At 36.5% G+C, this 8478-nt stretch carries 12 protein-coding genes and 1 pseudogene; 9 read left to right on the top strand and 4 right to left on the bottom strand.

The genetic code is table 11. The features are described 5' to 3' along the window. Positions 1–51 precede the first annotated feature (51 nt). The 4 genes and pseudogenes from P9B04_RS10180 to P9B04_RS10165 form a co-directional block, all read left to right on the top strand. Positions 52–312 (top strand): annotated as a pseudogene (locus P9B04_RS10180) (formyltransferase family protein); the annotation flags it as partial. A 126-nt stretch (positions 313–438) separates the two neighbouring features. Next, positions 439–1332, top strand: coding sequence for an NAD(P)-dependent oxidoreductase (locus P9B04_RS10175; RefSeq protein WP_342054879.1), 894 nt, complete (start codon positions 439–441; stop codon positions 1330–1332). Between the two features lie 82 nt (positions 1333–1414). Beyond that, positions 1415–2761, top strand: coding sequence for a Mur ligase family protein (locus tag P9B04_RS10170; protein WP_342054878.1), 1347 nt, complete (start codon positions 1415–1417; stop codon positions 2759–2761). A gap of 268 nt (positions 2762–3029) precedes the next feature. After that, entirely contained in the window at positions 3030–3527 is a 498-nt protein-coding gene (locus P9B04_RS10165; protein ID WP_342054877.1) for an HNH endonuclease, read from the top strand. Here P9B04_RS10165 and P9B04_RS10160 read toward each other — a convergent pair. Together P9B04_RS10160 and P9B04_RS10155 are read right to left on the bottom strand one after the other, a co-directional pair. After that, positions 3524–3733 carry a hypothetical protein gene (locus P9B04_RS10160; protein WP_342054876.1) on the bottom strand — a complete coding sequence of 70 codons (210 nt, stop codon included), beginning with the start codon at positions 3731–3733 and terminating at the stop codon, positions 3524–3526. The genes P9B04_RS10165 and P9B04_RS10160 overlap by 4 nt on opposite strands. A 211-nt stretch (positions 3734–3944) precedes the next feature. Continuing rightward, positions 3945–4823 carry a shikimate dehydrogenase gene (locus P9B04_RS10155; RefSeq protein ID WP_342054875.1) on the bottom strand — a complete coding sequence of 293 codons (879 nt, stop codon included), beginning with the start codon at positions 4821–4823 and terminating at the stop codon, positions 3945–3947. A 164-nt stretch (positions 4824–4987) separates the two neighbouring features. On the opposite strand from P9B04_RS10155, the gene P9B04_RS10150 reads away from it, so the two are divergent. The 3 genes from P9B04_RS10150 (at position 4988) to P9B04_RS10140 (ending at position 5751) form a co-directional block, all read left to right on the top strand. Continuing rightward, a complete protein-coding gene (locus P9B04_RS10150; RefSeq protein ID WP_342054874.1) occupies positions 4988–5242 on the top strand; it encodes a helix-turn-helix domain-containing protein in 255 nt (84 codons plus the stop codon). A 164-nt stretch (positions 5243–5406) separates the two neighbouring features. Then, positions 5407–5559 carry a hypothetical protein gene (locus P9B04_RS10145; RefSeq protein ID WP_342054873.1) on the top strand — a complete coding sequence of 51 codons (153 nt, stop codon included), beginning with the start codon at positions 5407–5409 and terminating at the stop codon, positions 5557–5559. A 27-nt stretch (positions 5560–5586) separates the two neighbouring features. After that, on the top strand, positions 5587–5751 hold the full coding sequence (locus tag P9B04_RS10140) for a hypothetical protein (protein WP_342054872.1): 165 nt from the start codon (positions 5587–5589) through the stop codon (positions 5749–5751). 148 nt (positions 5752–5899) lie between these two features. On the opposite strand, the gene P9B04_RS10135 is transcribed toward P9B04_RS10140, so the two are convergent. Continuing rightward, positions 5900–6508 carry a hypothetical protein gene (locus P9B04_RS10135; RefSeq protein WP_342054871.1) on the bottom strand — a complete coding sequence of 203 codons (609 nt, stop codon included), beginning with the start codon at positions 6506–6508 and terminating at the stop codon, positions 5900–5902. A 47-nt stretch (positions 6509–6555) separates the two neighbouring features. Here P9B04_RS10135 and P9B04_RS10130 point away from each other — a divergent pair, with 47 nt between their 5' ends. Together P9B04_RS10130 and P9B04_RS10125 are read left to right on the top strand one after the other, a co-directional pair. After that, entirely contained in the window at positions 6556–7440 is an 885-nt protein-coding gene (locus tag P9B04_RS10130) for a hypothetical protein (RefSeq protein WP_342054870.1), read from the top strand. Positions 7441–7480: 40 nt separating this feature from the next. Then, complete coding sequence (locus P9B04_RS10125; protein ID WP_342054869.1) at positions 7481–7777, top strand: shikimate dehydrogenase; 297 nt, start codon at positions 7481–7483, stop codon at positions 7775–7777. Positions 7778–7819: 42 nt separating this feature from the next. On the opposite strand, the gene P9B04_RS10120 is transcribed toward P9B04_RS10125, so the two are convergent. Further along, the gene (locus P9B04_RS10120) at positions 7820–8440 is read right to left on the bottom strand and encodes a CHAT domain-containing protein (RefSeq protein ID WP_342054868.1); all 621 of its coding nucleotides are present in this window, start codon (positions 8438–8440) and stop codon (positions 7820–7822) included. Between the last annotated feature and the right edge of the window lie 38 nt (positions 8441–8478).

The raw sequence follows: 8478 nt of genomic DNA, 5'->3' as shown, positions 1-8478 counted from the left end.
TTGGCCTAAGTTTTCGCAGCGAGTGACCCCTGGCTTTTTGAGAAGATACCTTTTGCTGGTGCAAGACCTTATCATCGCGCCCACGAAAGAGGAGTAAAAATTATCGGTGCTACCGCTCATTACGTTACTGCAGATTTAGACGAAGGTCCCATAATTGAACAAGATATCTCTAGAGTTTCTCATCGGGAAACTGTTAGCGATTTGATTCGCCAAGGCAAGGATTCAGAACGAGTTGTTTTAGCGAGAGCAGTTCGTTTACATCTAGAGCATCGGGTTTTAGTTTATGGAAACCGTACCGTTGTTTTCGCCTAATTTCTACTTTAAAATATCTGAATACTTAAAAGGATAATCGTTAAGTTTGACTAAATTTATTATTCTAATTGACATCTATACTAAAATAGTATTAACAACTAGAATAAATCAGTCAATCAATTATCCATGACAGAAAAATTAGCATTCCTTGGACTGGGTTTAATGGGGGGATTCATGGCAGGTAACTTAGCCAAAAAAGGGTTTACTGTCAATGCTTGGAACCGTACCCCAAATCGTCCTGGTATCACCGTAGCACAGGAAGCGGGTGCAAAGGTTCTCCCCTCCATTGAAACCGCCGTTATCGATGCTGATATTATTTTTACTTGTGTTGGAGACGTACCTGATATTAATGATGTTATTTTTGGAAAAAACGGTATCATTAACTATGCTAAAGAAGGGTCATTAATCGTTGATTTTAGTACCATTGGAACCGACGCGGCACGGGACATCAGTAGTCAATTAGAAACTAAAAATATTCGCTTCTTAGATGCACCAATTTCTGGGGGAGATATTGGTGCGAAACAAGGTACTCTAACTATCATGGTTGGAGGAGAAAAAAAGGATTTTGATCAATGTTTACCTTACTTCAATGCTATGGGAAAAACGATTATTTATTGTGGTTCTGTGGGCAACGGACAAGCAGTAAAAATGTGTAACCAAGCCTTATGTGCCGTCCACATGGTTGCTTTATGCGAAGCTTTAATGATGGCAGAAAAACAGAATATTGACCCTAACTTAATGATAGAAGTTTGTCGTACTGGTGCTGCAGGATCTTGGGCTTTAACTAACTTAGGTCCAAAAATTGTTGCCTCAGATTTACAACCCGGTTTTGCCGTTAAACACCTCTTAAAAGATTTAAGATTGGTTCAAGAAATAATGGCAAACGCAAACAGTGAATTACCAGGAGTTACTCTAGCAGAAGACTTTTTAAAAATAGTGTCTAATCTGGATCAAGGTGAAGGTAAAGAACAAGGAACTCAAGCCATGATCCGTTATTACAATCAACAAAATAATCCCTAGACTATTGATATTTTCAGGAACAATAGACTATCTGTGTTATTCTAAATAACTTAAAGGTTATTTAAAATAAATTATTCAAACTATGAAGGTAGTGGATCGTATTCGTCTAGGGTTAGCTGTAGGTGTAGCCAAAACTATCACTGCTGGAGTTCGTTTCTTTGGTTTGGGGGCAGCAAGTGTGTTACCCGGAGCTATTTCTCGCCGTTTTCACCCTAAACTCTTATCCTTACTTGGCGAACAGGTAAAACAGGGGGTTATTCTAGTAGTAGGAACTAATGGAAAAACCACTACCTCTCTATTACTAAGAACTATTTTAGAAGACCAAAATTACAAAGTTGCTCACAATGAAACTGGGGCTAATTTAATTAATGGTTTGGTTACTGCTTTACTAGGAAATACTAACCTAATTGGGACATTAAATGCCGATTATGCTATCCTAGAAGTCGATGAAAATATAGTGCCACTGTTACTAAAAGATTGCCAACCTAAAATAATTTTAGCTCTCAATTTGTTTCGGGATCAATTGGATCGTTACGGTGAAGTAGATATGATCAGTCAACGCTGGCAAAAGGCGATCGCATCTCTTTCTCCTCAGACTGTTGTTGTTTTAAACGCCGATGATCCAACCCTTTCTTATCTGGGGCAACAATTAAGTCAAGAAACTCGTTATTTTGGTCTTTCTGAACCCGATTTATATCTAGAAGAAATTCCCCATGCTGTTGACTCTATCTACTGTCCTAGTTGTGGGCATGCTCTAACTTATGAGGGGGTTTACCTATCCCATTTAGGAGATTTTTGTTGTAAAAAATGCCAATTTGAAAAAAGCGAACTGGACTTAAATAGTGAACATTGGCCACAAATTTTGATTGGAGTTTATAACAAGTATAATACCTTGGCAGCCGGGTTAGTTGCCCAAGAGTTAGGTATTGAAAGAGAAGCAATTTTTCACACCGTTAAAGAATTTAAAGCAGCCTTTGGTAGAGCCGAAGAATTAACAGTTGAAGGCAAACATATTCGCATTTTATTATCTAAAAATCCCGTAGGAATGAATGAAACCATTAGGGCAATTAATAATATCAAAAAAACGGGTCAATCTTCCACAACATTGTTGGTGTTAAACGATAGAATACCAGATGGAACCGATGTTTCTTGGATTTGGGATGTAGATACAGAGCCTTTAGTAGGATTAGGTGGTAATTTAGTGGTTAGTGGCGATCGCATTTATGATCTAGCGTTACGTCTCAAATATAGTCAGTCTAACCTACCCGAAAAAAATAATCATGTTAAACTAATTATTAGGGAAGACTTAAAAGAAGCTATAGAAACCGCTTTAAACCTAACAGTAGGAAAGGAAACTCTGCACATTATCCCCACATACTCCGCCATGCTAGAAGTTAGAGGCATACTAACAGGTCGCCAAATTTTATAATAGGGATAACTTAAAGATAATGTCTTCTTTAACTACTGGGGAAAACACTGAAGAAGATGGGGAAAAATAGCTTTTCCTGTGGAGAATTATTTTTGGCATTACTCCTAAATCCTAACACCGAACTCAGCTGACTAATTTCCTACACCCTAACCTCACCAAAAATTTATATTACGCTGCAAGATGTGAGTTTATCCCTATTAAGGCAGACAAAATCAGATAAGTGTGTTAACATCATGTTTAAACTTGCACAAATTCCTGAAAGTAAGCTATGGGCAAGGTTCTGGTGTTAAACGCGTCTTACGAACCGCTCAACATTACCAGTTGGCGGAGGGCTGTAGTTCTCTTAATAAAAGGCAAAGCGGAGCAACTGGAAAACGGTGAGCGGCTAATTTATACTGACTTCCCTCTTCCTTCGGTTATTCGGTTACGCCACTATGTTCGTGTTCCTTACAAAGAAATTCCCTTAACTCGCCGTAATATCTTAGAACGAGATCGCCATACTTGTCAATATTGTAACTACAAAGGAGAGCAACTCACTCTGGATCATGTAATTCCTCGCTCACGGGGTGGAGGAGATAGCTGGGAAAACCTAGTTACAGCTTGTGTCACTTGTAACGTCAAAAAAGGCAACCGTACTCCTAAAGAGGCAAACATGAAGCTTAGACATCAGCCACGTCGTCCCTATAGTAGTTTACAGTTTGAATTAGTGAAACATACCAGGGGCAATCTTAATCAAGAGTGGCGTAAATATATTATCGGTATTTAAGCCGGTTGACTATCGATTTCGGTGAGTTGGAAACCCATTTCGCACTCATATATACTTGCTTGTTTCGCATCTATTTTATCAAGGGAATGGCCACAAAAAAGTTTTCCGTGATTCCATCTTGGTGTGCCTTGCTGATTAGCGAGTAAACAGCCAGGACAAACCTGGTTGACAGATAATATATTATCATGGGCTAAGATGACTAGCATATTAAACTTCTCCTGGGTTTTATCAAGGCCTCAATTTCATTTTAAGACCCTTTATCCTGCATTTTAGTCGATGATTGCTATTTTGACATTTATTTTAACCAACCGTAACTAAGCTTAAAGCAGAGGGAAAAATTATTAACTCTAGACTCAGAAATATCCACAACCGAGATTACATTTTTTGATAGCTAAACTCAGTAGATCTGGGAAGTCTTTATGATGCTTGTTTCGGAAAAAGATAATCTTTTAAAGCTTGACTCATCACTTCTCCAGGGACAGGTTTTTGTAACCAAATTTCTAAAGCAGCCGCTCCTTGATAAACTAACATATCTAAACCATCAATAATGTTTAACCCTTGTTGTTGCGCTTCTTGGAGAAATTTAGTTGGACTAGGATTATAAATTAAGTCGTAGGCGATGGCATTTTTAGGAAATTTTCCCCAAATATGACTGTCAACGGGAGAATTATCTGTATGGGGAAACATCCCAAGAGGTGTGGTATTCACAATTAACTGACTTTCTGATACCAACCCCGATAATTCATCCCAGGAATGGACAGTTATGGAGGCTGTAAGTTCACTGTTGTACCAACTTTGTTTAAATTGGGCTAACTTATCTTGATCCCGTCCCAGAACGGCAATTTCAGGGCAACCCAATTCTGCTAATCCTACCACCACTGCCCTCGCTGCGCCACCATTTCCGAGGATAAGAGGTTTAAAGGTGTTCCAGTTGTGGTTTAGGGGTTTAAGGGGAGATAAAAAGCCGATTACATCCGTATTTGTCCCTTCCCAGCCAGTTTCTGTGCGCCAAACGGTGTTAACGGCTCCCACTAATTGGGCGGTTGTGGTAATCTCTGATAATAGAGGGATAATAGCTTGTTTATGGGGAATGGTTGCGTTAAATCCCATCACACCGATGGTTGCAAAACCATCCAAAGCAGTTGCTAAGTTTTCGGGTTTCACTGGGAAGGGAATATAAATGTAATCTACCCCTAAATGTTCGATAGCTGCGTTTTGCATCACAGGGGATAAAGAATGTTCGACGGGATCACCAATGATTCCTAATAGTTGCGTTTTTCCAGTAATTATTGACATGGTGTTTTTTGTATTGTTTTGGGATCAAAATTATCATCTCTTCTATCCATGGTTTTTTCCTAGTTCTTTGTCATGCTTTCCGTTTTTAGTTGTATATTGTCTGCAAACACTTGTCAACCGTCTGTGGACAATGTACAATAGAATTATAGAGTTGAGGTAAATAAATGAGTACAACAACAGTGCAAGTTAAGCGAATTACAGAAACAGTGCGAGACTTTCCTGATCTGGGAAAAAAAATCAAACAGGCAAGGGAAAATGACAAACGATCATTAAGTGAAATCTGTCGACAAAGCAACATTAGTCGATCCTATTGGTATCAATTAGAAAATGAGGATCTGCGATCGCCAGTTACAGAGAACCTTGTTAGAAAAGTAGAAAAAGCTCTCAATATTAATTTAGGAGTTAGTTTTGATGACTAACTAATTCGTCAAACAAATATTAATCGCTAAAATATCATGACTTTTGAAGAAATCCAGAAAACTATTGATAGCAATTTTCATTTGCATAGATTACAAACTCAAAGAAAAATACTCCCCACACTCCCCACCCCTCCCACACTCCCCACCCTCACTAAACCGAGATTTTGATACATCCAATTGAAAACTGCTATGAAGGGATGTTAGCAGTTCAAAGACAATTGCAAGAGAGACAGATTCAACTGCAAGAAAGTCAATTTGAATTTAGAGAAAGACAAGTTCAATTTCAAGATGCTCAAGAACAGTTGAAAGATGCTTAAGAAAGAGAAAGAGAGACATTGCAAATAATGATTGAGGAGATAAACCAATTTATTGCAAGATCTAACCGTAACGAGAGACGCATTGAACAGTTGATCGGCTATAGCATTACTAATGAATCAGAACATCTCGATATTGAACAACGATTCAGAAATCTTGAAACAAGATTAGAACAATTAGAAAACCAATCTTAAATGTCATTAACTGGATTAATTAGGTAATCCCGATCAGTGTTTTTATCTTTAGTTTTAGAATCTTCCTTTTACATCACAGGGGATAAAGAATGTTCAAAGGTATCACCAATGATTCCTAATAGTTTCGTTTTTCCAGTAATTATTGACATTATGTTTGAGGTGACTTTGAACAAGGAATAACAGTTAGAATGATATTATTATTGTCATGATTAAAACCTAGTTGGTTAACTACATAAGTATTGGTTTCGGAAACAGCCATAATTCCTTCTAATTTACTTTCATCTTTCTGAGATAAAATGACTTCAGCTTTTCCATCTCGAGCATCAATTATTTTAAAATGGATGAAAGGTTCTTGCCAAGTTTCTCCATTATCTAAATCAGAATTATTTTCTTGCGTAGAACAATATTTAGTTTCACCTCTAGGAATAACTAATCCAGAATGTATAAACTCAAATTCTCCTTGAAATTTTACTTGTGTAATTTCGGTAATAGCTATTTTTTTAGACTTTCCACTTCTTTCTAAAGTGATCATGGACTGTTGTTGATCGAAAGCTGTCATTTTTCCTGACATTTCCTCACCCGTTTCTAACCTGATAGTCGCGTCGTAGGGTAATGCTACGGGGATAGTATTGCTTTGTATTTTAGGAGACTTAATTTGATGGGAGGGTAAAGTAAACCCATTCTTCGGCACAAAATACAGTCCTAACCCGACAGTTATAGAAGCAAGGGTAATGATTTTAATTGAAAGTTTTATCATGACTCGATGGGATAATATAAGTTGTACAATCAAGGAGTGGTTTATTTATGCCAGATAGTCAACCTTCACAAAATAATACACAGATTTTAGGAACTTTTGCTAGTATTTTGGGGTTGCTAGGAATCTTCCTTTATTTTACCGCATGGATCTATCGTTGGGCCTATTTTGGCTATTTTCAATTAGAAATAACACAATTATCTTTTCCTTTGCGTTCTTTCTTTTTTGTTCCTATTCAAGTTTTTGTGGGTAATGGCTGGGCATTCACTAAAACCATTGTAGCATTATTTTTAGTGGCAACTGCTATTAAGATTACTCTTTGGTTTGTGGAACCCCTAACAGTGGCTTTCATTTTGCCCTTATCTAAACCATTCAATGTTGTAACTCGTCGTAAAAAATGGTCAAAAATTAAACGTCTTTTGAGAGTGATTGCTAAAAATTTTCATCAAAGTCCCCCATCAAAGTTTATACGAGAATTAGCAACTCTGGTTCCTGTTTCCTTACGAAAAGATTTAATTATTGTGATTTGGTTATTAATCGTTTTATTTTGGTTAGCAAGAACTCAAGGATGGGATGATGCTCGTCGAGATGCAGTTAATGAAACTTCTACTTTACCTGTATTTACCTATATTTTTTCTCAAGAACAATTAGTATTAGGACGAAATTTAGATGATGTTTTTACTGATCCTAGTTTAAAGTATTCTCGTTTTATTGGAGACTTTACTTTATTTGATTATTTGCGAGGACGTGAAGATAATGATCCTAATTTAAAAGAACCAAGAATCTGGAGATTGTTAATAGAAAATAATAAGATAATTTATTGTTTTTTTGGGTTAGATAAAAATGCTGATAAAAAACAAGTTCCTGCTGTTTTAGCTATAAAAACTGATAAAAAAGGACAGGTTATGATTTTAGCTCCATCTATTCCTAAGTAATGAGTTAAAATAAAAGTAGTTTCAAATAGGAATGTAAATTATGAATGAACCTAGTAGTATCACTTATTCCATAGCTGAAGTCCTAAAAGATATTGATAGAAAGCTAGAAGCCATTCAAAAAGACGTTACAGACTTGAAAATAGAGATTGCAGAAGTTAAAACAGAAGTCAGAAATGTCAAAGAAAATGTCAGAGATCTCAAAACTGTCCAGAACACTTTAGTTAATCAAGTAGCTGATCTAAAAGGGGTTAAATCTTTAGTTATTCCCATTGTTGTTGCTGTAATAACCGCTTTCTTAACATTTTTAGCTCGTTTGATTCCTAATATATCCTATTAATTAGGAACAGATTAACTGATAACTGATAACTGATAACTGAAATTAATTGTTTCCAATTAGAATAAAAGGCGACCAAAAATGAGGATTGATTTTTTCTCCTGTTTTAAGATGACTTATTTTTGCTTTTTGCATAGCTTCACTTTTACTCATTCCTTGTTTCAGGTTAGTATAAAACTCGTTCATAATCTTAGCACTAGGTTTGTCGTCTACATTCCATAAACCCCCTATAACTGTTTTTGCTCCTGCACGTTCTAAAACATAAGCTAATCCCGAAAATTCTTTCCCGTCAGCATTAGTTTCTTTTACAGTTTGACAAGCACTTAAAATTAAAATATCTGTATTTCTAAATATCAATTCTTGTTCTGCCCGAGAAATATCATATTGTTCGTTATTAGCAAATAAAATAGTATTAGGTTCCATTCCTAAATCTTCGCAACCGTTGGGATCAAAACAACCATGAGTTCCTAAGTGTAAAATAGAAAAACGTGAGGCATTTTCTTTAAACGTTTCTAAGGTTGCATCGCTTCTTAAATAAGCTTTGCTTCCGGGGAAATTATCAATAATATGTTTAGCTTCGTCTTCAGTTCCTAATAAGCTTCTCTTTGTAGGTTTAGGGTTAGCTAAAACTAATGCCCTCATGTTTTCTACCTGGCGTGGGGACACGAATACCTGAAAGCCTTACCAGATGACGAAAAGAGCCA

The sequence above is a fragment of the Crocosphaera sp. Alani8 genome (assembly GCF_038442745.1).
In the GTDB taxonomy this organism is placed as follows: domain Bacteria; phylum Cyanobacteriota; class Cyanobacteriia; order Cyanobacteriales; family Microcystaceae; genus Crocosphaera.
The sequence above is the reverse complement of the archived record's forward strand: the minus strand, read 5'-3'. Positions and strand labels throughout refer to the sequence as shown.